This is a genomic window from Streptomyces sp. NPDC046925, from assembly GCF_040644915.1.
Taxonomy (GTDB): Bacteria; Actinomycetota; Actinomycetes; order Streptomycetales; family Streptomycetaceae; genus Streptomyces.
Genome location: NZ_JBEYWZ010000014.1, coordinates 24,803 through 47,352 on the forward strand (window position 1 = coordinate 24,803; position 22,550 = coordinate 47,352).

Consider the following 22,550-nt stretch of genomic DNA (forward strand, 5'->3'; position numbering starts at 1 on the left):
GCTGCATGGTGCATGTACTGAGCGGCAGGATCCTTCTCCGTCCCACCGACCCCGAGCGCTCCCGCGCGTTCTACGGCGAGGCACTGGGGCTCGGCGTCTACCGGGAGTTCGGCACGGGCCCCGAACGCGGCACGGTCTACTTCCTCGGCGGCGGCTTCCTGGAGGTCTCCGGCCGCTCGGACACTCCCCCCTCGCCCGGCCTCCAGCTGTGGCTCCAGGTGGCGGACGCGCGGGCGGCGCACGCGGACCTCGTGGCGCGAGGCGTGGAGGTGGTGCGGGAGCCGCTGAAGGAGCCCTGGGGCCTGATCGAGATGTGGATCGCCGACCCGGACGGCGTCAAGATCGTCATCGTCGAGGTGCCGGAGGACCACCCCATCCGCTACCGGCCCGGCATCTGAGAGCACCGCCGGAGGGACGCACCGGGACCACGGCGGCTGACTCGGCGGATCGGGGGTACCCGGGTTCCCCGCCCGGCGCATCCGAGGTGCGCCGGGCCGCCCGCCGTCGGAGGATGAACCGGACCCTTCGCCCAGGAGGACCCGCGTGTCCGGGCCTTCGTCGTCGCCACGCTCGCCTGGCTCGGGCGAGCCCAACCCTGGAGCGATCTCTTATGCAACGTCCCCGGATTCTGATCATCGGCGGTGGCTTCGCCGGTATGGAGTGCGCGCACAAGCTGGAGCGGACGCTCAAGGCGCAGGACGCCGAATTGCGGCTGATCAGCCCGACGGACCATCAGCTGTATCTGCCGCTGCTGCCCCATGTCGCGTCCGGCGTGCTCACCCCGCAGTCGGTCGCGGTGCCGCTGCGGCGCATGCTGCGCCGGACGGCGATCGTGCCGGGCGGGGCCATCGGGGTGGATCCGCACGCGAAGGTCGTGATCGTACGGAAGATCAACGGCGAGGAGGTCGTGGAGCGCTACGACTACCTGGTCCTGACCCCGGGCAGCGTGACCCGGCAGTTCGACATCCCCGGCGTCGACCGGTACGCCGTGGGCGTCAAGACGCTGGCCGAGGCCGCCTGGATCCGTGACCACGTGATCTCGCAGCTGAGCCTGGCGGCGGCCAGCTCCGACCGGGCCGAGCGGGAGTCCCGGCTGCAGTTCGTGGTCGTCGGAGGCGGCTACGCGGGTACGGAGACGGCGGCGTATCTGCACCGCCTGACGAGTGCCGCCACCAAGCGGTATCCGGGGCTCGACCCTTCGCAGATCAACTGGCATCTCGTCGATGTCGCGCCGAAGCTGATGCCCGAGCTGGGCGACCGGCTCGGCGAGAAGGCCCTGGACATCGTGCGACGGCGCGGGATCCATGTGTCGCTCGGGGTCACGGTGGAGAAGGCCACCGAGGACACCGTCACCCTCACCGACGGGCGCACGCTGCCCTGCCGGACGCTGATCTGGACCGCCGGTGTCGCGCCGAGCCCGCTCATCGCGACGCTGGGCGCCGAGACCAACAAGGGCCGCCTGGTCGTGCGGCCGGATCTGACGGTGCCGGGCCTGGACGGGGTGTTCGCGCTCGGCGACGCGGCGGCCGTCCCCGACCTCGTCAAGGGCGGAGACGCGATGTGCCCGCCGACCGCGCAGCACGCGATGCGGCAGGGCTGGGCCGCCGCGAAGAACGTCACCGCGGCCCTGCGGGGCACGCCCCTGCGCGACTACCGGCACAAGGACATGGGCCTGGTCGTCGACCTCGGCGGCATCGAGGCCGTGTCGAAGCCGATGGGCGTGCAGCTGAGCGGCCTGCCCGCGCAGATCGTCGCGCGGGGCTACCACCTGGGGGCGCTGCGCACCGTCACCGCGCGTTTCCGCACGGCCGCCAACTGGGGGCTCAACGCGCTCGCCGGCGACGACTACGTACGGACCGGGTTCCAGTCGCAACGGCCCGCCACACTGAGGGACTTCGAGATGACGGACGTCTATCTCTCGCCCGAGGAGATCCAGGCGCGGGTGACGACCGAGGTGGCGAAGCGGTCGATGGCGCCGGAGAAGCCGCTGTTCCCCTGACACCGGCAAGAAGGAACGACCGAGCAGCCCGCATCGGGGTGGCCTGAGCCACCCTGGTACGGGCTGCCGGTCGTGACGGGCCGGCGGAGGCAGTGGCGAAAACTGGCGCCTCTTCGGCTTCCGGCAGGTCTGAATGGTCGATGCCGCCGTCGGAAGGCCGGGGGACGCCCTCCAAAGGCGCCGTCCGCCGCCTGGTTGATCGCGGCGTGCGTCACCTCCGTACTACGCATCACCCGTCGCCACACGAAGGGCTCCACCACCATGCGTATCGGCATCGACGTCGGGGGCACCAACACCGACGCCGTCCTGATCGGGTACGACGACCGCGTGCTCGCGGCCGCCAAGTCACCGACCACGCCCGACATCACCTCCGGCATCACCGCCGCGGTCCGGTCCCTGGACCCGCCGGTCGAATCCGTCACCGCGGTGATGATCGGCACCACCCACTTCCTCAACGCCCTCGTCGAGGGCGCCCGGCTGACCCCCGTGGCAGCCGTACGTCTCGGCCTTCCCGCCACCGCCGCCCTGCCGCCCATGGCGGACTGGCCCGCCCGGCAGCGGGCCGCCGTCGCCGGGCACGGCTATCTCTGCCACGGCGGGCGCGAGTTCGACGGGCGGCCGCTCTCGCCGCTCGACCCGGAGGAGCTCAAGCGCACGGCGGCCGACATCACCGCGCGCGGGCTCACGTCGGTCGCCGTGTCGTCGGTGTTCTCGCCGGTCGCGGAGACCGACGAACGGCTCGCCGCGGAGATACTGCGGGCCGAGCTCGGTGAGGGCGTGCACCTCTCGCTCTCGCACGATCTCGGCCGGGTCGGTCTTCTCGCGCGCGAGAACGCCACGATCATCAACGCCTCGCTGCGGGATCTGGCCACCGTCATCGTCGAGTCGTTCGGGAAGGCGCTGGCCGAGATGTCGCTCACGGCGCCGTTCTTCCTCTCGCAGAACGACGGGACGCTGATGGACGTCGACTTCGCGCGTACGTGCCCCGTCGCGACGTTCGCCTCGGGGTCCACCAACTCGATGCGCGGCGCGGCCCTGCTCTCCGGGCTCGGGGACTGCGCGGTCCTCGACGTGGGCGGCACCACCTCCGACATCGGCATCCTCGCCGGGGGGTTTCCGCGCGAGGCGGCGGGCGAGAGCCAGGCCGCGGGCATCCGGGTCAACTTCCGTACGCCCGACGTGCTTTCGCTCGGCATCGGCGGCGGGTCCCTGGTGTCGGGCGGCGGCGGTACGGGCCCGCGGTCGGTCGGCCACCGGCTCACCCGGGATGCTCTCGTCTTCGGCGGCACACGGTTGACGGCGACGGATCTGGCGGTGGCTGCGGGCCGGGCGGACATCGGCGACAGCGCCCGTGTCGCCCATCTGGACGCGGAGTTCACCGAGCGGGCCCTGGAGCGTGTCGCCGTGCGTCTTGCCGAGGGCGTGGACCGGATGCGGACCTCGGCGGCGGCCCTTCCGGTGGTCGCGGTCGGCGGCGGCTCCGTCCTGGTGCCCGAGCCCTTACCCGGCTTCGCCGATGTGCGAAGGCCCGCGCACTTCGACGTGGCCAACGCGGTGGGCGCGGCGATCGCTCAGGTCGGCGGGGAGGTCGACCGGGTCTTCCGCGTCCCCGACGGGCGCAGGGACACGGTGCTCGCCGGGGCCCGTGACGAGGCCGTCGGGCGTGCCCTGGACGCCGGGGCGCTCCCCGGCAGCGTCCGCGTCGTGGACGTCGAGGAGGTGCCGCTCGCCTATCTGCCCGGCGGTGCGACACGCATCCGCGTCAAGGCGGTGGGGGATCTCGACCTGGAGCGCGTCGCGGGCCGCTCCGGCACCTCCTGGCGCGGGGCCGTGGCGGTCGGCGATGCGTGAGATCACCCTCGGCAATCTCGACGACATCGCCCGCGGCTCGGGCATCCTCGGCACGGGCGGCGGCGGCGATCCGTACATCGGCAAACTGCTCGCCCGTGAGGCGATCCGCGCGCACGGGCCCGTACGGCTCGTCCGCATCGACGAGGTCGGCGCCGACGCGACCGTCGTCCCCGTATCGGGCATGGGCGCGCCCACCGTCCTCCTGGAACGCGTGCCCAACGGCCGGGAGGATCTGGCGGCGCTGCGGGCCCTGGAGAGACACATCGGGCGCCGCGCCACGCATCTGACACCGCTTGAGGTCGGCGGGGTCAACTCGATGCTGCCGATCGCGTGCGCCGCGCGGACCGGGCTTCCTCTCGTGGACGGGGACGCGATGGGGCGGGCGTTCCCCGAGGCGCAGATGGTGCTGCCGGGCCTCGCCGGGATCACCATCTCGCCGATGGCGCTTGCCGACGACAAGGGCAACACGGTCGTCGTCGAGGCCGTCGACAACCACGCGGCCGAGCGGATCGCGCGCGCGGTGTGCGTGGAGCTGGGCTGCCAGATCAGTTGCGCGGACACCGTGCTGCGCGGCGACCAGCTCGCCGACGGTCTGGTGCCCGCGACGCTGACGCTCGCCGGGCGGCTCGGCGCGGCGGTGCGCGAGGCGCGCGCCGCGCACGGCGATCCGGTGGCGGCGGCGCGCGACATGCTCCGGGGCATCCCGCTCCTGACGGGCAAGGTGGTCGACGTGGTCCGCCGCACGGAGGGCGGCTTCGCGCGCGGGCGCGCCCGCATCGAGGGGACGCAGGACGACGCGGGCCGGGCGGTCGAACTCGGCTTCCAGAACGAGCACTTGCTCGCCACCCGCGACGGGGTGACCGTCGCGACCACGCCCGACCTGATCTGTGTCCTGGACAGCGAGACCGGTGACCCGGTGACCACGGAGGGGCTGCGCTACGGGCTGCGCGTGAGCGTCTTCGCCGCCCGCTGCGATCCGCGCTGGATCACCCCGGCCGGGCTCGCGCTCGCCGGTCCCCGCTGCTTCGGGTACGAGGTGGACTATCTGCCCTTCGGCTCTGCGGACCCGTGATCCCGCGCCGCGGCGGGCGGTCGCAGAGTGATCGTCCGCCGCGTGTGCTTCTCCACCGCGTCACGGGAGTAGAGGAGCGGGAAGGAACCGTCGGCGGCCCAGCTCGCGAACAGGTCGTCGTAGTGCGGGCTGCCCGGAACGCCGGACTGTCCCGGTGAGTTCATCGCCACGGAGTCGTCCCAGGAGCCGACGTCCACCACGATCCGGAAGGTGGCCCCCGCGGTCTGCCGGAACCCCGGTCCGTAGGCGGCGGCGCCCACGGTGTCCCCGCTGCCGCCGCGCGGGGCGGGGCCCACGGAGGCCCATTCCGGGGCGGGTCCGTCGAGCAGGGCGGCGATGGGGTGGTGCGGGCGGGCGTGGTGCAGGGCGCCCCAGGACCAGGCGGCCGGGTCGGCTCCCAGGAGCCCGGTGAGCTCGCCGACGGCCGCTTCGAGCGTCCCGAGCAGCAGCGCGGGATCCGGGTCGCCCTCAAGGAGCTCCAGGTCGACGCGGGCGTCCGCCGCCGCGTCCTCCACGGGAAGGACCCGTGCCAGGGCCAGGTCCCGCTGCCCCTCCCCCACGATCCCCTCGAGGGCGCGCGCCAGCAGGGCGGGCCGCAGGTGGCGCCGGTACCAGACCTCGAAGAGCGCGGCGGCCGGAGAGTCGGGGGTGAGACGGGCGTCCCAGTCACGGAGGAGAGCGAGGGCGGTGGCACTCGCACCCTGCCCCTCAAGGCCGGCAAGGAGCCGCTGCACCCGCCGTCCCGGCAGGCTCACGTAGTCCGTCTGCAGGCGGACGCAGTCCTCGACCGTCCAGTCCGTGCGGGCGCCAAGCTCCTCCGTGATGCGTTCGTGGCGGGTGGGCGCGTACCAGTCGTACGTGACGGTCTTTTGCGCGTTCGGGTACGCGGGCGGCAGGTTCAGTTGGTTGGCCGTGGCGAACCATCCCTCGGACGGGTCGCGCACCGAGGGGAGTTCTTCCACGTCCAGGAAGCCGTCCCATTCGTAACGCCCGTCGCCCGGTACGGGCAGGGTGCCGTCCCAGCCGGGGCGCACGGGGACGCGGCCGGCGGGGCGCCAGCCGATCGTGCCGTCGGGGGACGCGTAGACCTGGTTCTCGCCGGGTGCTCCCCAGCGGCGCATCGCCGTGACGAACGCGTCGGGGTCCGCCGCCCGCATGTAGTCCATGCTGCCCAGGTAGGGGGCCATACCGGGGCCGAGCCAGGCCGCGCGGACCGCGAACGCGGCGTTCCGGTCGGGCAGTTCGCGGATCACCGGGCCGTGGCGCGTGAACCACAGGTCCGCCCGGACCGCCTCGCCGCCGCGCACCGGGATCGACTCCGTGACGCGCGTCATCGGCTCCCAGCGGTTCTCGTACCAGTACTCGTGCGGGTTCGCCGGGTTCGTGCGGTAGACGTACAGGTCCTCCTGGTCGATCGGGAAGATCGTCAGGCCGAAGGCGACGCGGCCGTTGTGGCCGATGGAGATGCCGGGCAGGGCCGGTTCGCCCGCTCCGATGACGTCGATGCCCGGCGCCGAGAGGTGCGCGAGGTAGCGCAGCGCGGGCAGGGCGATCCCGCGGTGCGGGTCGTTGGCCAGGAGCGGGCGCCCCGTGGCCGTACGGGACGGGGCGATGACCCAGTTGTTGGAGCCGTCCAGGCCCTGGCGGGGCGCCTCGCCCGCCGCCCACGGGGGCGTGGTGGCCATCTCGTACACGCGCAGGACGTCGGACGGGATGACGCACAGGTCGAGCCCCTCGGGGACGCGAAGGCGGTGCGGGGCGGGCTCGCGGCGGCGGCGCAGGTCCTCCGCGTCCGGGCCGTGCTCGCGCAGGGTGAGGGCGCGCGCGACCTCGTCACGGAGGTTGTACTGCAGGCCGTGGCTGCGGATGCGGGCCACGTCGGAGGGCTGCCAGTACGAGGGCTCGTACGCAAGGAGGGCGAATTCGGGCGGGAGCCGCGTCGCGTCCGCGCGGCACAGCTTCACGTACGCGTTGATGCCGTGGACGAACGCCGTCGTCACGCGTTCCGTGTCGTCGCCGTACGCGCGCCACTCCTCGGCCATGTCCCCGCGGTAGAGGAACAGCCGTGCCGCGCGGTCGTGTTCGGCGTACCGCTCCCCCAGCACCTCGGCGAGCAGGCCGAGGCCGCGGCGCCGCCAGAGATCCAGCTGGAAGAGGCGGTCGCGGGCGGCGTTGAAGCCCTGGGCCAGGAAGAGGTCGTCCTGCGACGCCGCGTACAGATGCGGGACGCCCCACCGGTCGACGCGGATCTCCACCGGTTCCCGCAGGCCCGGCACCTCGAAGACGTCGCTGCCTGTCATCGGGTCTCCTTCGCAGCGGCTCGTGCCGCGTCCTCGCGGGGTACGGCCGGTCCGGGACCCGGCGCGAGAGCGACGACCGCCAGCAGCACGACGAGGTTGGCGGCGAGCGCGATGATGCCGCCGTTCACCCCGTGGTACGGGTCGTTGTCGGTGGCCCACAGCGCGGTCATCACCGCGAGCCCGGTGAGCATGCCCGCGACGGCGGCCCGCGCGGTCAGCCGCCGCCAGAACAGGGCGAGCAGCACGACGGGCACGAGTTGCGCCAGGCCCTCGTACGACAGGACGGAGAGCTCCACGAGGGTGTTGGGGTAGAAGAGGCTGCCTCCGAGGGCGATCAACCCGGCGATGACGCAGACCAGTTGGGAGAGCCGCTTGGTGCGCATGTCGTCGGCGTCGCCCGGCTTCCCCTTCCCCGGCACACGGCTGCGCGCCCGCGGATCGGCGCCGTTGCCGCCGCCGAGAATCGTGCGGCCCCACAGCGTGCCGATGGAGAGCATGAAGACGCTCATCGGCACGATCGCCGAAAGCGCGCCCGCGACGCCGATCAGCGCGACGACGGGTGAGGGCAGCGAGTCGGTGACGAGGCTGAAGAGGGCCAGGTCGGGGTTGCCCAGGGTCGGCATCACGAACAGCGCCGTCGCGCCGACCACCATCGGGACGAACAGGAGCAGTTGGTACCAGGGCAGGAGCAGCGCGTTGCGGCGCAGCGCGTTGGGGCTCTTCGCGCTGAGGTAGCCGGCGACAGTGGTCGGGAAGATGGTGATCGTCACGGCGTTGAGCACCACGGTGCTCAGGAACCACATGGCGTTGCGCCCGCCGGACTCATGGCCGGGGAAGGTCAGCCACTCGGGCTTCTCGGTCACCATGCGCTGCATGAAGTCGCTGACACCGCCGAGGTAGTGCGCCGGGATATAGACCGCGAGGAACACCACGGCGACGATCACCAGCATGTCCTTGAGCGCGCTCACCCACGCCGAACCGCGAAGACCGGAGACGAGGATGAACACCTCGGCCACGACGAAGGAGATGACGGCGGCGACCTTGAGATCGACGCTGCCGTACGTCATCGCGTTCACGACGACGCCCATGCCCTGAATCTGCACCTGGATGTAGGGGACGATGAAGACCGTCGCGACGACGGCCACGAGAATCCCCACCGGGCGTGAACGGAAGCGGAATTCGGCGATGTCCGCGATGGAGATGAGGCTGTGCCGGCTCGCGTACGTCCACAGGGCGGGGCCGACGACGTACGCGACGGCGAAGCCGACGGTCAGGTAGGCGACCAGGTAGAGGATCGGCGCGCCGAAGGAGTAGGACCAGCCCGCGGTGCCGAGGAACGAGAAGCTCGTGTACGTCTCGCCCGCCATGAGCAGCCAGATGAACAGGACGCCGAGTCCGCGGCTGGACACGGACCATTCGGCCAGGCCCTTGGACCGGCCGCGGGCGCTCCACAGGCCGATGCCGATGGTGGCGACCATCGCGAGCCCGAAGATGGTGGTCGCGACGGCTGCTGAGCCGTTCATCGGCGGCCTCCTTCGGTGTCGGCGCCCGGCAGGTCGTCGGCGAGGTCGTCCGCCGGGATGGGCTCGACGGCGTTCGTGCGGTAGGCCGGGTCGAGCCGGGCGGCGAGCCAGATGACCAGGGGGCTGATCACCGTGGCGGCGATGACCCAGGCGAGCAGGAAGGGGACGCCCAGGACGCGCGGCTCGATGCGGTTGGCCACGAACGGGGCGGCGCCGTAGAGCAGGACGGGGACGAGGAGCAGCCAGAGGGAGGGGCGGGCCGCGCCTCGGAGGGTGGGGAGGCCGTCCAGGGGCGAGGCGGCGGGGTCCGGTGGACTCTGCTCGCCGCTGTCGTCGGCTGTGGGGGGCATGGGGCGGGGCTCCTTGGGGGCGGGAGGGGGTGACACGGAGGGGCGTGGCGGATCGCGCGGAGGGGGCGTGGCCGTTCAGACGGAGGGGTCGTACCGGCCGTCGACCGCGGTCCAGCCGCCGTCGACGCTCAGCACGGTGCCGGTGACGAAGGTGGACGCGTCCGACACTAGATAGGCGACGGCACCGGCGAGTTCGTCGGCGCGCGCCCACCGCTTCAGTGCGGAGGCCCGGGCATAGGCGTCGAACCACTCGGGGTCGGCGGCGATCTGATCGGTGAGCGGGGTACGGACGACGCCGGGCGCGACCGCGTTGAACCGCACGCCCTGCGGCCCCCATTCCGCGGCGGCGGTCCGCAGCAACTGGACGAGGCCCGCCTTGGACGCGGCGTACGGCCCCTGCCCCGGCTCCACCTGGAAGGCCCGCATGGAGGCGAAGCCGACCACGCTTCCCCGGCCGCGCTCGGCCATGCCGGGGGCGACGGCCTGGATGAGCGTGAGGTAGGAGCGCAGGTTCAGCGCGATGACGCGGTCGAACTCGTCGAGGCCGTAGTCGGCGATGCGCTTGCGGACGTTGGCCCCGACGGTGACGACGAGCCCGTCGAGCGCCCCCCATGCGGCGACGGCGGCCCGGACGGCCTCGGGGTCCAGGACGTCCAGGGTGTGGCCGACTGCCGTACCGGTGCCCGGGGCCGCCGTGCGGCCCTCCCCCGCCGCGAGCGCCACCGTCTCGGCGGCCCCTTCCGGGTCCCGGTCGGCGACGATGACGTGCGCGCCCTGGGCGGCCAGCGCGCGGGCTGCCTCACGCCCGATGCCGCTCGCACCCCCGACGACCGCGACGCGGCGCCCGTCGAGCCGGAACAGATTGCCGTAGTCCATGGTGTGCTGCCTCTCCTGCGGGGTGGTGCCGGACGGGCGGTGGATACGTCTGGCGGCGGGCCCTAGGGCCTGATGACCGCCATCCGGGTCACCGTCAGTTCCTCGATGGCGAACCTGGGGCCCTCGCGGCCGATGCCGGAGTCCTTGACGCCGCCGTACGGGGCGATGTCGCTGCGGTAGCCGGGGACTTCGTTGACCACCACGCCGCCGGCCTCCAGGCGGTCCACGGCATCGAGCGCGGCCCGCAGGCCGTTGGTGTAGACGGCCGCGTGCAGGCCGTAGCGGCTCGCGTTGACCACGTCGTACGCGGTGTCCAGATCCGGCACCGTGCGCAGGCAGACGACCGGCCCGAAGATCTCCTCGTCCCAGGCGGGTTCGCCGTCGGGGACCTCCGCGAGCAGGGTCGGGGCGATGCACCGGCCGCCCGCGTCGCGTTCTCCTCCCGCCACGAGGCGCGCACCGGCGGCCCGCGCCCGTTCCACCCAGTCGAGCACCCGCTCCGTCGCCGCCTCGTCGATGAGCGCCGAGACGCGGGTCCCCGGGTCGCGGGGGTCGCCGACCACCACGTCCGGCAGCCGCCGCGTGAGCCGTTTCTCGAACTCCTCCGCGACCGCGTCCACCACGACGACCCGCTGTACGGAGATGCAGGCCTGGCCCGACGCGTAGAACCCGCCCCGCACCACCGCGTCGGCCGCCGCGTCGAGATCGGCGTCCGCGGCCACGACGAGCGCCGCGTTGGAGCCGAGTTCGAGGACCACCTTGCGGGGTGCCGCGTCCCGCGCGATGCGGTGGCCGATGCCCGCGGACCCGGTGAAGGAGACCGCCGCGACCGCCGGATGCGTGGTGAGCGTACGGCCGACGTCCGCGTCGCCCGTGACGAGCTGTACCGCTGCGGCGGGCGCACCCGCGGCCACGAGTTGCTCGCGCACGAGATGGACGAGGCGCAGAGTGGCGAGCGGGGTCGCGGGGGCGGGCTTGACGATCACCGGGCAGCCCGCGGCGAGCGCCGGTGCGATCTTGTGGGAGGCGAGAAGGACCGGGTAGTTGAAGCCCGCGATGCCGACCACGACGCCGACGGGCCGCCGGGTCCAGAAGCCGAAGAGGCCCTCCCCGGACGGTTGCAGGTCCAGCGGCACGGTCTCCCCGTGCAGATGGGCCACCTCGTCCGCGGCCGCCTGCCAGGTGGCCACGGCCCGCTGCATCTCGACCCCGCAGTCGACCCGCGGCTTCCCGGTCTCCAGGACGAGCAGGTCCACGAGGTCGCCCGCCGCTTCGGCGAGTGTCGCCGCGACCCCGGCGAGCACCTGCCTCCGTACTCCCGCGCTCAGTCTGCCGACCTCCACGCGGATCGCGGCGGCCTGCTCGACGGCCCGCTCCGCGAGGTCCTCGTCACCGACCGGCGCCGCCGCGATCTCGGTGCCGTCGTACGGGAAATGGACCGGCCGGCGGGCGGGGGCGGTCACCCAGCCGTCTCCTACGGGCAGGCCTTCGGGGCAGGTCATCGCGCACCTCCGGCGCCGGTCAGGAACGCGCGGGCCGCTGCGGCGTAGACGCGCGTGTACTCGACGATCTCGTTCACCTCGACGAACTCGTCCTTCTGGTGGGCGATCCACTTCCCGCCGGGGCCGTAGACGACGGTCGGCAGACCGGCGTCGCGGGTGAGGATCGTGCCGTCCGTGGTGCCGGGTACGGCTCCGAACGGCGGTGGAGCGCCGTGCACTTGGCGGTGACCGTCGACGAGGGCGGTGACCACCGGGTGGTCCTGCGCGATCTCGACGGCGGGCCGGTCGTCGACGACGGTGAGCCGGACGCCCACGCCCTCGCTCCCGGCCGCCCCGACCGCGAACTCCTCTATCTTGTCGATGAGTTCGGTGTGATCGGTGCCGGGAATCGTGCGGACGTCGACGCCGACGAGGCCGTGCGCGGGGATGACGTTGAGCTGGTCCGGGTCGCCTCCGTGCAGGACGGTCGGCGTGACCGTCACGCGTCCGGCGTGCGGATGGGTGCCGTACCGCTTCAGGGCCCAGTCCTGCACGCGGCCGAGCGCTTCCACGATGCGTGCCCCGGCGACGATCGGGCTCCTGGCCTCCTGCGGCATGGCGCCGTGGGCCATCACCCCGTCGAGATCGAGCCGGAGCCGGATGCCGCCACGGGCGGAGGTGCACAGCTCGTACCCCTCGGGCTCGCAGACGATGACCCCGTCCACCTCACGCGCGAGCGGCGTGGCGGCGAACGCCTTCGCGCCGAGCATCAGTCCTTCCTCGTCGCACAGCACGCCGAGGACGACGCGGCCGGGGAAGGGGCCCGCGAGTTGCAGGGCCCGCACCGCGTAGATCATCGCGGCGACGCCGGACTTCATGTCGGCGGAGCCGCGCCCCCACAGCTTGCCGTCCCTGATCTCGGCGCCGTAGGGGTCGACGCTCCAGTCCTGCGGATTCCCCTCCGTGACGACGTCGATGTGCCCTTCGAACATCAGGGTCGGACCGTCGCCGCCTCCGCCCTCGATGACCGCGACGGTGTTGGGCCGTCCCGGCGCGACCTCCGCCACGTCGTACGTCCAGCCGAATTCCGTGAAGAGCCGGGCGACGAGATCGGCGGCGGGCTGTTCGACCACGGTGGCTCCGGCCGCGTTGACGGTACGCAGCCGGACCAGGTCGCGGGTGAAGGAGACGACGGCGGCCGGGTCGACGGGCAGATCGGCGGCGGGCGGGCGTGAGCTGGTGTGACGTGAGCCGGTGTGCATGCAACCTCCAAGTCGGCCGACCACGAGGCCAGTCGACTGGTCAGACCAGTTGAGTTCCCGTACTCTGCCTCCACGTTCATGGCCGGGTCAACCACCAGATCTTGGTTTTCCCGCGCCGGTTTTCGCGTCGATATCCCGCGTCGGTGCCCGCCGGCACCGCGTGTCAGCTACGTACGGTGGAGGGGGCGGGCCGATGGCCGCCGACGACAGCGACCTGTTCCGGCCGGTCACACCGGTCCGCGCCTATCAGCGGGTGGCGGAGCAGATCGAGGAGCGCATCCTCAGCGGTGATCTGCCGCCCGGTGCGCGGCTGCCCGCCGAGCGCGAACTGGTCAACCGCTTCGGCGTGGGCCGCTCCACGGTCCGCGAGGCGCTGCGCGTGCTCCAGTCGGCGGGCCTGATCCGCTCGCGCCCCGGCGATCCCCTTGGCGCGGAGGTGCTCGGTGTCTCCCCGGACAATCTCAGCCAGGCCCTGGGCCGTCTCACCCGCTCCAGCGTGGCGACGCTCGGCGAACTGGTGCAGTTCCGCATGGTCCTGGACGCCGAGAGCAACCGTCTGGCGGCGCGTCTGCACGGCGCGGACGACCTCGCCAGGATGCGTGAGCAGATCACCCGCATGGAAGCGCTCAGCGGCGACGGCGGCCCGGCGGCCCTGCACGCGTTCAGCGAGGCCGACGCGCTCTTCCACCGGGCGATCGCCGAGGCCAGCGGCAATTCCCTCCTCGGCCTGTGCGCACGCGCCGTGCACGAGGCGGTGGTGGAGGTCATCGAGAAGAAGATCGCGGGCGTCACGGACACCACGGCCTGGATGGAGCGCTCCATAGCCCATCACCGCGAGGTCCTTGCGGCGATCACCGCGGGCGACGGGCCCCTGGCCGCCCGCCTGGGCCGCACGGCGCTGCACGAGTACTACGCCCCGCACGTGGAGCCGGAGACACGGCGGATGCTGGCGGTTTCGGTCGAGGACCACTGACGGTCCGTGACGGGCGTCAGCCCCTGAACCCCGGCGAGAGACCGAGCCGCCCCTCCAGCTGTTGCAGCAACTCCCGGAGCAGTGCGCTGAGTTGCCCCTGTCCGTCCGCGTCGAGCCCGGCGAGGACCACGGTCTCGTAGGCGAGCTGGTCGGGCAGGAGCGAGTCGACCAGATCGCGGCCGGTGTCGGTCAGACCGACGTGCGAGACACGGCGGTCACGGGTGTCGGCGCGCCGGGCGACCAGGTCGCGCTCCTGGAGCTGCTTGAGCCGCTTGGTGACGGCGGCCCCCGACGAGAAGGTCTCGCGGGCCAGTTCGCCGGGGGTCAGCTCGTGGCCGGTACGGCGCAGCGCGCCGAGCAGGTCGAACTCGGGGCGGGTCAGGCCGACGCGGCGCAGCGGGGCGTCCTCGGCCTGTTGCAGGAGGGCCGCGCAGCGGTTGATGCGGCCGATGACCTCCATCGGTCCCGTGTCGATGTCCGGCCGCACCGTCTGCCACTGCCGCACGACGGCGGCGACGGTGTCGCGGGGCACGGCGCCGTGAACGCCGCCCGCCGCGTCCGCGTCCGCGGAACCACTCGCGGCACCGTCTCCCGCACGGGCCGCGGCTTCCGCCGCCGTGTCCCGTTCGCTCCCGTTCCTCATGTGCCCCTGTCCTCGCCCTTCCGCGTTGCCCGGCCGGTCACGCCCGTACGCGCTCGCCGTGCCGCATGCCGCGTACCGTCGCCGCGAGCGTACGGTGTCCTGCCTGCTCGGCGGCCATCACCCGCTGGTCCGGCAGGGCGCGCTGCCACCATTCGCCGGCCGCCGCGTCGTGGGCGGTGCGCAGATCGACGAGGGCGGCGGTCAGGCTCCGGCGCGCCGGGCGCAGGGTGGCGGCCGTGGGGAGCGGGGCCGCCAGGGCCTGTTCGGCGCGGGCGCGGGCCCGGTCCGTGGCGTCGATGGCCAGCTCGATGTGGTCGGCGGCGCGCCGGTTGGTGACGGCGATCGCCGCGACGATGCCGAGCAGCGCGCCCACGAACGTGTCCACGACCCGGTCGAGGATGAGGTCGCCGGGCTGCTGGATCCGCGCGAACTCGGTGACGAGGAGGGCCATCGGCGTGACGCACACGCTGCCGAGCCAGTAGTTCCGGCCGATCAGCGCCTCCGCGCCGAAGGCGAGCGATAGACAGCAGACGATGAGCGCGGCGTGGCTGAGGTGGGCCAGCGGGGCGATGGCGGCGAAGGCGAGCACGCCGACGAGGTTGCCGACCACGCGCTGCACTCCCCTGTTCCAGGTGAGCGTGACGTTGGCCTGGTAGAGCGAGGCGGCGGTGACCAGGGCCCAGTAGGGGCGGCCGACGCCGAGCGCGAGGGACGCGTACCCCGCGAGCGCGCAGCCGACGGCCGTCCGCAGCGCGATGGGCAGCAGCGGCGATCCGCGGCCGATGCGCCGCCACAGGGCGCCCTTCGCGGAACGGGCCGCCAGCTCCGCCTCCACTCCGAGGAGTTCGTCGTCCTCGCCGGGCCGTACGTCGGCGGGGCGCGGCACCGCGCCCGTGCCGCGCAGTCCCGCCGCCAGGGAGCGCAGCTGCGCGGGGTCGGCCGCTGAAGGGGCCGCCAGGGCGTCCTCGGCGCGGATCACCAGGCGCTCCAGGGCTCGGCGGGCCGCCGTGCGGCCTCCGGTGGCGAGCAGTGACTGCCAGGCCGCGTGGACGGCCGCCGCCGCGGCGGGGCGGGCGCGCTCGCGGTCGGTCCCCGCGGCCCCGGCGTACGCGGCGGCCGCGTGCAGGGCGCGTGCGGTGGCGCGGCGCTCGGGGCCGTGCGGGCGCACCAGGGCGGGGGCCATGCCGACCAGCCAGGCGATGGCGCCCGCGCCGAGCGTGAGGGCGAGGTGGCCGGGGACCTGTCCGATGGACTGCGGCGCGAAGAGGGTGGCGGAGCTGATGAAGGTGAAGATGAGGTGGCCGGGCGGGCCGATGCGGGTCGCGTCGCAGAGCGTCTTCTGGGCGGCGGCGAGCAGCGCTCCGACGGCCACGAGCACCACGGCCGATGTGGTGAGCGAGGCGGCGACCATGGCGATGCCCACGCTCGCCAGCATGCCCGCGACGACCCCGGCGAGGGCGCGGGCCCGTGCGGCGTAGGGGAGGTTGTGGGTGTAGAGCGCGCAGAACGATCCGGCCATCGTGTACATGACGAGATCGAGGCGGCCGAGCGCCAGAAGCGTCAGATTCGGTATCGCGGTGGCGACGACCACGCTCGACGCGGGCTTGAACCAGATGTCGGACGGTCTGCCCGGACGCAGCACACCGGCGAGCGGGAGCCGACGGGCACGGGAGGGGCCGGAGGGGCGGGGCGAAGACGGTGGCGCACTGCTCATACCAAGAACATTAGCAAGTGTTTTACTCGAAAACGATTTACCTCGGAAGTCTCCTCCGTCACGCCGCGTCCGCTCCCTCCGCGCTCCCCGCGTACACCCGTGCGCTCGCATACGACGCTCCGTGCGGGGGCATCGACCCGACGACACCGTCGATCGGGGAGGTGCGCGGTGCACGGACCGGCGCAGGCCGGCTGGCTGCTCGTCGCGCTGTGCGCGGCGACCGGGTCCTACTGTCTGCTGCGGATGCGCAGCAGGGTCGAGGAACAGCGCCGGGCGGCCGGCGGCGAGGCGGTCATGGGCTTCGGCATGGCCGTGATGGCCCTGCCCGCGGCCGTCCTCACCCCGCCGCGATGGGCCTGGCTCGGGTACGCGGTCGTGTTCGGCGCGGCGGCGCTGCGCGCCCTGTGGGCGGCCCGGCGCCATCGCCATCACCTGCATCACCTGGTCGGCGCGTGCGCCATGGTCTACATGGCGGCGGCCATGACCGCGACCCCCGCCGCGCACGCGGGCCACGGCGGCGGTGGCACACCGGCGCTGACCGGAGCGCTGCTGCTGTACTTCGCCGGGTACGTGCTGTGGTCCGGGGTCCGCCTCCTGCCCGTACCGACGCCGACGCTCGCGGCGGCGGAGGGAGGTGGCGGCGGCACGGTCACGGGCTGGGGCGACCGTACGGAGCTGGCGATGGCCTGCCGGCTGTCCATGGGCATCGCCATGATCGCGATGCTCCTCACGCTGTAGGGCGCCGCAGGAGGGTGCAGACAAACCGGAACCCGGCCCTCACGGTGCCGTAACGGGTGATATCCCGGTGATCGGCCGTGGCGTGCGTCACTTGAGGCGATAGGCCATACCCTCCGAGAGCGCCGCTCTCATAGTCTTGACACATGTTGCTCCCCGTTGCGCTGTTGCTGCTGGGCGCCCTCACCGCCGTCGTCGCCCCGCGCCTCATCGCGCGCGCCGACTGGCCGGAGCGCGAACCGGTGGTCGCGCTGTGGGCATGGCAGTGCGTCGTGGCGGGTGTGCTGATGTGCTGCGCCCTGTCGATGACCCTGAGCGCCGCCGCCGCGTGGCAGGCCGTGCGCGGCCACGTCTTCGCCCCCGCGCCGCACGACGTGGTCGACGCGTACGCACTGGGTGCGGGCGGCTCCTGGGCGCCCGCGACCGCCGTGGCCCTGGCGCTTGGCGGTGTGTGGACCGCGGCGATGCTGACGCGCGAGATCGTCAGGGCGCGGGCGAGGCGCCGCAAGCGGCGGGCCGAACTCCTGCTGCGCGCACCGCTGTTGCCCGGCGAGGAGCCCGGCGCCGACCGTCTCGTGGTCCTTGAGGGCGAGCGCCCCGACGCCTGGTGGCTGCCGGGCACGGCGCCCCAACTGGTCATCACCACCGCCGCGTTGCGCCGCCTGAAGGGCCGTCAGCTGGATGCGGTGCTCGCCCACGAGCAGGGGCACGCCCAGGCGCGGCACGACTGGCTCCTGCACTGTTCGGGCGCGCTGGCCACGGGGTTCCCGCAGGTGCCGGTGTTCGCCGCGTTCCGGGACGAGATGCACCGCCTGGTCGAGCTGGCCGCGGACGACGTGGCCTCGCGCCGCTTCGGGCGCCTGACGATCGCCCTCGCGCTGATCGAGCTCAACGAAGACCGGGGCGTGTTCGGGCCCTGCCCCACCCCGCAGGCACACGTGCCGCAGCGGGTGCACCGCCTGCTGTCCGCGCGCCCGCGCCTCACCGCGGCCCGCCGCCTGCGCCTGACGGCAGCGGCGGCACTGGTGCCGGTGATCCCGCTCCTGGTGACGTTCGTGCCGGGGCTTCGCGCGCTGGGCTAGCGGCTTCAGGCCGGGGGCGGCAGGATTCGCCCCCGCCGGATCAGGCACCGGGATGGTTTCCGTCGCCGTCCGTCGGCGAGGATCACTGTATGCACTCCGCCGCACCGCTCGACTCGCCGCCAAGCCCGCCACGCCCGGAGAAGTCCCGCGCCCCGCGCGCCGCCACGCTCCTGGGCGTCGCCTCGCTCCTGCTGATCCTCCTGGTCGCACTGGAGTGGCGTCCGCTGCGCAGCCTCGACGGCGACATCGCGCACACCACGCACGGCTGGGCCGTCGCGCACGACGGACTCACCCAGACCAGTCGCGTCCTGACCGACTGGGTGTGGGACCCCTGGACGATGCGCGCGCTGATCACCGTGGCCGTGCTCTGGGTCGCCTTCCGCGGCGCCTACCGGCTCGCGCTGTGGCTCGCGGTCACCTGCGCGGCGGGGACCCTGGTGCAGCAGGGACTGAAGGCGGCGGTCGACAAGCCGCGCCCCGCGTGGCCGGACCCGGTGGACTCCGCGCACTTCGCGGCCTTCCCCTCGGGGCACGCCATGACGGCGACGGTCGTCTGCGGGCTGATCCTGTGGCTCCTGCGCCTGTACGGCGCGGGGCCCGCCGTGTGGCGCACGGGGGTGACGCTCGCCGTGGTCTCCGTCGTCGGGGTCGGCGTGACCCGGATCTGGAACGGCGTGCACTGGCCGTCGGACGTCATGGGCGGCTGGCTGCTCGGCGCACTCGCGGTAACCCTGGCAATCACCACGTACACCTCCCGACCAGGCACACGCACGGCGACCGACCGCCCCTAACCGGACCACGCCCAGGCACCCTTGACCCCACCCGCGAGCCGCCCCGGAGGATCCGGCCGCCGGACGGTCATGGGCGACCGGCTGCTCGGCGCGCTCGCGGTGACCCTGGCGACGCCACGTACACCTCCCGACCAGACACACGCACGGCGGCCCACCCCGCGTAACCGCGCGCCCGGACACCCTCGGCCACCCCCGAGCCCGCCCCGGGGACCCGTCCGTCGGACGGTCGCGGGCGGTTGGCTGCTCGACGCTCGCGGTGACCCTGGCGACGCCACGCACACCTCCCGACCCGGCATACGCACGGCGACCGACCGCCCCTAACCGGACCACGCCCAGGCACCCTTGACCACCCCCGAGCCGGCCCCGCAGGACCCGGCCATCGGACGGTCGCGGGCGGCTGGCTGCTCGGCGCGCCGGCGGCGGCCCACCCCGCGTAACCACACCGCGCCCGGGCACCCTTGACCGCCCCCGAGTCCGTCCCGGAGGATCCGGGGCATGACGATCAAGGGTGTGCTCTTCGACTTCTCCGGGACCCTGTTCGGCATCGAGTCCACCGCTGACTGGCTGCGCGCGGTGCTCCAGGAGGCCGGGGTTCCGCTCCCCGACGCGGAGTTCGAGCGCCTGGCGTCCGCCCTGGAGCGGGCGGGAGCGCTGCCGGGCGGGGCGCACCCCACCTCCGTACCCGACCGGCTCGCCGGGGTGTGGGCCCAGCGCGACCGCAGCGCCGCACAGCACCGCGCCGCCTACACCGGCCTCTCGCGCGAGGTCACACTGCCCGATCCGCGCCTGCACGACGCCCTGTACGAACGCCACATGCAGCCCGCGGCCTGGCGCCCCTACGCCGACGCGGCAGAGGTCCTCGCCGGGCTCCGCGAGCGGGGCGTCCGCATCGCCGTGATCAGCAACATCGGGTGGGATCTGCGCCCCGTCTTCCGCATCCACGGCCTCGACCCGTACATCGACGCCTACACCCTGTCGTACGAGCACGAGATCCAGAAGCCGGACCCGCGCCTGTTCGCCCGCGCCTGCGAGGAACTCGGCGTCGATCCGGCGGACGCGCTGATGGTCGGCGACGACCGGCGCGCGGACGCCGGGGCGGCCGCGCTCGGCTGCGCCGTGCACTTCGTGGACCACCTGCCCGTCGACCGCAGGCCGGACGCCCTGCGCCCCGTCCTAGGCCTCGTCGACAAGAGCTGAGACGGGGCGCGGTGCGTCCGGGGTGCCGGGCCGCGCCGGACGGGCGGGGCTACGACCGGTAGCCCTCGACCTCGGCGACCGGACGCACCCGTGCCTCATCGGGGTTCTCGCCGAACTCGGCCTTCGCGCGCCGCTGCCGCAGCAGGTCCCAGCAGCGGTCAAGCTCACGTTCGATCGCGCCGAGCCTCGCCCGCTCCGTCGCCACGTCGATCGCGCCCGACGCCAGGGATTCCCGCAGCGTCCGCTCGTCGTCGACCATCGACGCGATCCGGGACAGAATCTGCTCTTGATCCATCTCAGTACGCCTCCTCGGCCCCCCGGCCCACTGTAAGGAGGGTTCGGCCGATCGGCACCCGTGAGCAGGCAACACTCCCCCGCGGTGTTGCCTGCCCCGGGTCGCACCGGACCAACTGCCCACGGAGGGTCTTGGTCGGCGACACGCTGAGTATACTGGCTGCGAGCCAGTCAACGCAGGAGTTACAGGATGTCCCCGCGTAGCGCATCGGTCAATGAAGAGTTGCGAAGGCGTTCCAGGGAACGACTCCTGCAGGCCACGGTCGAATTGGTGAGCGAGCGCGGCTATGAGGCGACGACGCTCGGCGACATCGCCGACCGCGCGGGCTCGGCCCGCGGCCTCGTCTCGTACTACTTCCCCGGCAAGCGCCAGCTCCTGCAATCGGCCGTGCACCGCCTGATGCACAGGACGCTGGAGACCGCCCTCGACCGGGAGCCGTGCACCGGCGACGGCGAGGAGCGCCTGGCCCGTGCCATCGACGCGATCCTGGGCCTGGCAAGGGACCAACCCCTGCTCATGCGCACGCACATGGCGGGGATTCTCCAGGCGGACGGGTTCGTGCGCTGCCCGGAGCAGCAGCACCTGGCCGAACTGCTCCGCGACACCGTCGTACGGCACGGCTCGCTCGATGTGGACACCGACTATCCGCTGCTGCGCGCGCTGCTCATGGGCGCGGTCTTCGCGGTGCTCCTGCCGGGGGCGCCGATGCCGCCGGGCGCGCTGCGGGCCGAGCTGTTCCAGCGGTACGGGCTCGCGTGGGAGCTGGGGGTCCCGCCGGGCGACGAGCCGCCCGGCGGGACGCACGAGCGGGTGGACGACCAGGCCGCGCAGGAGACGCGGTCCACGCGGCGGCCCACCCGCCCGAAGTGGTCCGGTCAGTCGAAGTAGTCCGGCTGGGTCTGGACGTTGAGCTCACGGACGCGGACCCGCTCGGCGGGATCCGTCCGCTTGTCGTCGATCTTCAGGACGTCGAAGCCCTTGGCGATGTCGTTCGAGTAGATGTAACCGTTGTAGTAGTACGCCGACCACGAGCCGCCCACCTGGATCGCGTCCGTGCTGAGCGGACCGCGCTCGAAGTAGGCGATCTCCTTGGGCTTCGAGGAGTTGGTGAAGTCCCAGACGGAGACGCCGCCCTGGTACCACGCCTGGACCATCAGGTCCTTGCCCTTGACGGGGATCAGCGAGCCGTTGTGGGCGACGCAGTTCTCGGTCGCGGCCTGGTGGCGCGGGATCTTGTAGTAACTCTTGAAGACGAGCTTGCTGCGCTCGCCCTTGCCCCTGACCTCGTAGATGCCGTTGGCACCGCGCTCCGGGCCGGTGGCCGCGTCGCAGGTGGCGCCGCCGCCGCCGCCGAGCTCGTCGGTGAAGACGACCTTGTCCGCCTTCTGGTTGAAGGTCGCCGAATGCCAGAACGCGAAGTTCTTGTTGTCCTGGACCTGGTCGATGACCTTGGGCTTCTCGGGGTTCTTGATGGAGAAGAGGATGCCGTCGCCCATGCAGGCACCGGCCGCGAGGTCCTCGGAGGGCAGCACGGTGATGTCGTGGCAGCCCGTGGTCTTGGAGACGCCCGGGTTGGTGGGACCGCCGGGGTTGCCGCCGCCGTCGGGGCCCTCACCCGGGAACAGCACGGGGAAGTCGACGACCGCCGCCTTCTGCGGGGCCTTGCGGGGCACCTTGATGACGGAGATGCCGTCGTGCGGCGGCTGGCAGTCCGGGAACGTGGCGCTCGGGGAGTACGAGGAGACGTATACGTAGACGTTCTTCTTCTCCGGCACCAGGGTGTGCGTGTGCGAGCCGCAGGCGGTCTCGACGGCGGAGACGTACTTCGGGTTGGCCTTGTCGCTGATGTCGAAGACCTTCATGCCCTCCCACGAGGACTTCTCGGTCGCGGGCTGCGTGGTGCTGTTGCAGGAGTCGTCGCTGCGCGAGGAGTCGGTGGAGAGGAAGAGCAGGTTCCCCGAGACGGAGATGTCGTTCTGCGAACCGGGGCACAGGACCTGGGACACGGTCCGGGGCTTCTTCGGGTTGCTGATGTCGTAGATGCGGAAGCCGTCGTAATTGCCCGCGAAGGCGTACTTCCCCTGGAAGGCGAGGTCGGTGTTGAACCCCGGCAGCGCGTCCTTGGGGATGTTGGCGAGATGTTTGATGTTGTCCGAGTGGACGATCTCGTCGGGCGCGGGTATCTCCCCGCTCCTGACGGCCGCCTTCGCGTCGGCGGCATCGCTCTTCGACACGCTCTTGGGCGCGGCGGGAGAGTCGCCCGGGTCGGGCGTCGCTCCGGCGGGCGCCGCACTGAACAGCGCGGCGATGAGACCGAGCGCGGCCGCGCCGACGCCGAAGCGTCTGCGCCGTGTTCGGGGGTTGTTCAACAGGGTCACTGCGTCCTCCCTTGTCGCCGTTCGTAGT

The 22,550-nt window shown here is 72.9% G+C and carries 20 protein-coding genes; 10 read left to right on the forward strand and 10 right to left on the reverse strand.

The features are described from left to right. Positions 1-5 precede the first annotated feature (5 nt). The 4 genes from ABZ906_RS37625 (at position 6) to ABZ906_RS37640 (ending at position 4,922) form a co-directional block, all read left to right on the forward strand. Positions 6-398, forward strand: coding sequence for a VOC family protein (locus ABZ906_RS37625; protein WP_361199932.1), 393 nt, complete (start codon positions 6-8; stop codon positions 396-398). A gap of 212 nt (positions 399-610) precedes the next feature. Beyond that, the gene (locus ABZ906_RS37630; protein WP_361199929.1) at positions 611-1,999 is read left to right on the forward strand and encodes an NAD(P)/FAD-dependent oxidoreductase; all 1,389 of its coding nucleotides are present in this window, start codon (positions 611-613) and stop codon (positions 1,997-1,999) included. A 261-nt stretch (positions 2,000-2,260) separates the two neighbouring features. Beyond that, complete coding sequence (locus ABZ906_RS37635) at positions 2,261-3,850, forward strand: hydantoinase/oxoprolinase family protein (RefSeq protein WP_361390454.1); 1,590 nt, start codon at positions 2,261-2,263, stop codon at positions 3,848-3,850. Further along, positions 3,843-4,922 (forward strand): DUF917 domain-containing protein, encoded by a 1,080-nt coding sequence (locus ABZ906_RS37640; protein WP_361390456.1) that lies wholly within the window; start codon positions 3,843-3,845, stop codon positions 4,920-4,922. The genes ABZ906_RS37635 and ABZ906_RS37640 overlap by 8 nt, the downstream gene beginning before the upstream one ends. Here the strand turns inward: ABZ906_RS37640 and ABZ906_RS37645 are convergent. The 6 genes from ABZ906_RS37645 to ABZ906_RS37670 all read right to left on the reverse strand — a co-directional run bounded on the left by ABZ906_RS37645 (position 4,892) and on the right by ABZ906_RS37670 (position 12,714). Then, the gene (locus ABZ906_RS37645) at positions 4,892-7,222 is read right to left on the reverse strand and encodes a penicillin acylase family protein (protein ID WP_361390458.1); all 2,331 of its coding nucleotides are present in this window, start codon (positions 7,220-7,222) and stop codon (positions 4,892-4,894) included. The genes ABZ906_RS37640 and ABZ906_RS37645 overlap by 31 nt on opposite strands. Further along, the gene (locus tag ABZ906_RS37650; RefSeq protein ID WP_361390460.1) at positions 7,219-8,745 is read right to left on the reverse strand and encodes a sodium:solute symporter family protein; all 1,527 of its coding nucleotides are present in this window, start codon (positions 8,743-8,745) and stop codon (positions 7,219-7,221) included. The genes ABZ906_RS37645 and ABZ906_RS37650 overlap by 4 nt, the downstream gene beginning before the upstream one ends. Next, the gene (locus ABZ906_RS37655) at positions 8,742-9,095 is read right to left on the reverse strand and encodes a DUF3311 domain-containing protein (RefSeq protein WP_361390462.1); all 354 of its coding nucleotides are present in this window, start codon (positions 9,093-9,095) and stop codon (positions 8,742-8,744) included. Before ABZ906_RS37655 ends, ABZ906_RS37650 begins: the two co-directional genes overlap by 4 nt. A 75-nt stretch (positions 9,096-9,170) precedes the next feature. Continuing rightward, positions 9,171-9,971 carry an SDR family oxidoreductase gene (locus ABZ906_RS37660; RefSeq protein WP_361390464.1) on the reverse strand — a complete coding sequence of 267 codons (801 nt, stop codon included), beginning with the start codon at positions 9,969-9,971 and terminating at the stop codon, positions 9,171-9,173. 62 nt (positions 9,972-10,033) lie between these two features. Beyond that, the gene (locus tag ABZ906_RS37665; RefSeq protein ID WP_361390466.1) at positions 10,034-11,473 is read right to left on the reverse strand and encodes an aldehyde dehydrogenase family protein; all 1,440 of its coding nucleotides are present in this window, start codon (positions 11,471-11,473) and stop codon (positions 10,034-10,036) included. Further along, complete coding sequence (locus ABZ906_RS37670; RefSeq protein WP_361390468.1) at positions 11,470-12,714, reverse strand: M20 family metallopeptidase; 1,245 nt, start codon at positions 12,712-12,714, stop codon at positions 11,470-11,472. Before ABZ906_RS37670 ends, ABZ906_RS37665 begins: the two co-directional genes overlap by 4 nt. Positions 12,715-12,907: 193 nt before the next feature. Here ABZ906_RS37670 and ABZ906_RS37675 point away from each other — a divergent pair, with 193 nt between their 5' ends. Continuing rightward, entirely contained in the window at positions 12,908-13,687 is a 780-nt protein-coding gene (locus tag ABZ906_RS37675) for a FadR/GntR family transcriptional regulator (protein ID WP_361199903.1), read from the forward strand. A 16-nt stretch (positions 13,688-13,703) separates the two neighbouring features. On the opposite strand, the gene ABZ906_RS37680 is transcribed toward ABZ906_RS37675, so the two are convergent. Beyond that, complete coding sequence (locus tag ABZ906_RS37680; protein ID WP_361390470.1) at positions 13,704-14,330, reverse strand: MarR family transcriptional regulator; 627 nt, start codon at positions 14,328-14,330, stop codon at positions 13,704-13,706. A 37-nt stretch (positions 14,331-14,367) separates the two neighbouring features. Beyond that, positions 14,368-16,044, reverse strand: coding sequence for an FUSC family protein (locus tag ABZ906_RS37685; protein WP_361390472.1), 1,677 nt, complete (start codon positions 16,042-16,044; stop codon positions 14,368-14,370). Positions 16,045-16,212: 168 nt separating this feature from the next. On the opposite strand from ABZ906_RS37685, the gene ABZ906_RS37690 reads away from it, so the two are divergent. From ABZ906_RS37690 to ABZ906_RS37705, 4 genes are all read left to right on the forward strand, one after another. After that, positions 16,213-16,782 carry a DUF5134 domain-containing protein gene (locus ABZ906_RS37690; protein ID WP_361390474.1) on the forward strand — a complete coding sequence of 190 codons (570 nt, stop codon included), beginning with the start codon at positions 16,213-16,215 and terminating at the stop codon, positions 16,780-16,782. Between the two features lie 143 nt (positions 16,783-16,925). Beyond that, positions 16,926-17,861 carry a M56 family metallopeptidase gene (locus ABZ906_RS37695; RefSeq protein ID WP_361199892.1) on the forward strand — a complete coding sequence of 312 codons (936 nt, stop codon included), beginning with the start codon at positions 16,926-16,928 and terminating at the stop codon, positions 17,859-17,861. A gap of 89 nt (positions 17,862-17,950) precedes the next feature. Further along, complete coding sequence (locus ABZ906_RS37700) at positions 17,951-18,652, forward strand: phosphatase PAP2 family protein (protein ID WP_361390476.1); 702 nt, start codon at positions 17,951-17,953, stop codon at positions 18,650-18,652. A 495-nt stretch (positions 18,653-19,147) separates the two neighbouring features. Continuing rightward, positions 19,148-19,849: an HAD-IA family hydrolase gene (locus tag ABZ906_RS37705; protein WP_361390478.1), complete on the forward strand. Its 702-nt coding sequence runs from the start codon at positions 19,148-19,150 to the stop codon at positions 19,847-19,849. A 49-nt stretch (positions 19,850-19,898) separates the two neighbouring features. Here ABZ906_RS37705 and ABZ906_RS37710 read toward each other — a convergent pair whose 3' ends face one another. Beyond that, positions 19,899-20,144, reverse strand: a complete 246-nt coding sequence (locus ABZ906_RS37710; protein ID WP_361390480.1) for a DUF2630 family protein — start codon at positions 20,142-20,144, stop codon at positions 19,899-19,901. 189 nt (positions 20,145-20,333) lie between these two features. Here ABZ906_RS37710 and ABZ906_RS37715 point away from each other — a divergent pair, with 189 nt between their 5' ends. Continuing rightward, on the forward strand, positions 20,334-21,032 hold the full coding sequence (locus ABZ906_RS37715) for a helix-turn-helix domain-containing protein (RefSeq protein WP_361199880.1): 699 nt from the start codon (positions 20,334-20,336) through the stop codon (positions 21,030-21,032). Here the strand turns inward: ABZ906_RS37715 and ABZ906_RS37720 are convergent. Continuing rightward, positions 21,020-22,522, reverse strand: a complete 1,503-nt coding sequence (locus tag ABZ906_RS37720; protein ID WP_361199878.1) for a hypothetical protein — start codon at positions 22,520-22,522, stop codon at positions 21,020-21,022. The genes ABZ906_RS37715 and ABZ906_RS37720 overlap by 13 nt on opposite strands. Between the last annotated feature and the right edge of the window lie 28 nt (positions 22,523-22,550).

What these genes read in the sequence shown, in the direction of transcription:
- ABZ906_RS37625 (WP_361199932.1), top strand. Translation starts at nt 6, where the DNA reads ATGGTGCATGTACTGAGCGGCAGGATCCTTCTCCGTCCCACCGACCCC.
- ABZ906_RS37630 (WP_361199929.1), top strand. Translation starts at nt 611, where the DNA reads ATGCAACGTCCCCGGATTCTGATCATCGGCGGTGGCTTCGCCGGTATG.
- ABZ906_RS37635 (WP_361390454.1), top strand. Translation starts at nt 2,261, where the DNA reads ATGCGTATCGGCATCGACGTCGGGGGCACCAACACCGACGCCGTCCTG.
- ABZ906_RS37640 (WP_361390456.1), top strand. Translation starts at nt 3,843, where the DNA reads ATGCGTGAGATCACCCTCGGCAATCTCGACGACATCGCCCGCGGCTCG.
- ABZ906_RS37645 (WP_361390458.1), bottom strand. Translation starts at nt 7,222, where the DNA reads ATGACAGGCAGCGACGTCTTCGAGGTGCCGGGCCTGCGGGAACCGGTG.
- ABZ906_RS37650 (WP_361390460.1), bottom strand. Translation starts at nt 8,745, where the DNA reads ATGAACGGCTCAGCAGCCGTCGCGACCACCATCTTCGGGCTCGCGATG.
- ABZ906_RS37655 (WP_361390462.1), bottom strand. Translation starts at nt 9,095, where the DNA reads ATGCCCCCCACAGCCGACGACAGCGGCGAGCAGAGTCCACCGGACCCC.
- ABZ906_RS37660 (WP_361390464.1), bottom strand. Translation starts at nt 9,971, where the DNA reads ATGGACTACGGCAATCTGTTCCGGCTCGACGGGCGCCGCGTCGCGGTC.
- ABZ906_RS37665 (WP_361390466.1), bottom strand. Translation starts at nt 11,473, where the DNA reads ATGACCTGCCCCGAAGGCCTGCCCGTAGGAGACGGCTGGGTGACCGCC.
- ABZ906_RS37670 (WP_361390468.1), bottom strand. Translation starts at nt 12,714, where the DNA reads ATGCACACCGGCTCACGTCACACCAGCTCACGCCCGCCCGCCGCCGAT.
- ABZ906_RS37675 (WP_361199903.1), top strand. Translation starts at nt 12,908, where the DNA reads ATGGCCGCCGACGACAGCGACCTGTTCCGGCCGGTCACACCGGTCCGC.
- ABZ906_RS37680 (WP_361390470.1), bottom strand. Translation starts at nt 14,330, where the DNA reads ATGAGGAACGGGAGCGAACGGGACACGGCGGCGGAAGCCGCGGCCCGT.
- ABZ906_RS37685 (WP_361390472.1), bottom strand. Translation starts at nt 16,044, where the DNA reads ATGAGCAGTGCGCCACCGTCTTCGCCCCGCCCCTCCGGCCCCTCCCGT.
- ABZ906_RS37695 (WP_361199892.1), top strand. Translation starts at nt 16,926, where the DNA reads ATGTTGCTCCCCGTTGCGCTGTTGCTGCTGGGCGCCCTCACCGCCGTC.
- ABZ906_RS37700 (WP_361390476.1), top strand. Translation starts at nt 17,951, where the DNA reads ATGCACTCCGCCGCACCGCTCGACTCGCCGCCAAGCCCGCCACGCCCG.
- ABZ906_RS37705 (WP_361390478.1), top strand. Translation starts at nt 19,148, where the DNA reads ATGACGATCAAGGGTGTGCTCTTCGACTTCTCCGGGACCCTGTTCGGC.
- ABZ906_RS37710 (WP_361390480.1), bottom strand. Translation starts at nt 20,144, where the DNA reads ATGGATCAAGAGCAGATTCTGTCCCGGATCGCGTCGATGGTCGACGAC.
- ABZ906_RS37715 (WP_361199880.1), top strand. Translation starts at nt 20,334, where the DNA reads ATGTCCCCGCGTAGCGCATCGGTCAATGAAGAGTTGCGAAGGCGTTCC.